The sequence below is a fragment of the Halorubrum sp. Atlit-8R genome (assembly GCF_003666025.1).
GTDB lineage: Archaea > Halobacteriota > Halobacteria > Halobacteriales > Haloferacaceae > Halorubrum > Halorubrum salinarum.
Genome location: NZ_QPLV01000029.1, coordinates 1 through 564, shown reverse-complemented (window position 1 = coordinate 564; position 564 = coordinate 1). Strand labels below are relative to the sequence as shown.

Annotated in this window: 1 pseudogene; it reads left to right on the top strand. The window is 52.7% G+C overall.

Features of this window, described 5'->3' with window-relative positions:
• Window positions 1-24: 24 nt before the first annotated feature.
• Window positions 25-564 (top strand): annotated as a pseudogene (locus DVK05_RS16430) (DUF499 domain-containing protein); the annotation flags it as partial.

Sequence of the window (564 nt, the reverse complement as noted above, 5' to 3'; positions counted from 1 at the left end):
CCGACCACGGAACATCTGGAACAATTGACCGAGGAGGAACCTGTCGCAATCTTCTTCGACGAGATCGAGACATGGTGGGAATCGTTTGACAAGAGTGAAAACGAGGAACTCCTCGAACGGAACGAGTTCTTCCTTCAGCATCTGTTTGAGGTAGCGAACGACCCACAGGAGGATCTATTCGCTTTTGCTACCCTCCTCGACAAGAGTCAAGACATCAAGCGGATCGTCAACCGAACCAATCCCTACGCCGTCGACATGAACGACACGGGCGACCGTGAACAGATCATCCTTCATCGGCTCTTCGAGACGCGCCAAGATGACGTCGACGAGAAGGCAGTTCGGGACATCGTTAGCGAGTACGTCGATCACTACAACTATCCTATCGAGATTGACGAACCCAAGCGATACGAGAACCGCATGGTCGTAACGTACCCGTTCCATCCCGAACTTCTCGATCTTCTCGACGATGTCTATGACGCAGGTCGGGAGCGACAGAGTGTCCGCGGTGTCATGAACGTCCTTGCTGATACAGTCCGCCGTAAGTACAACGAAACTGATCTCTTC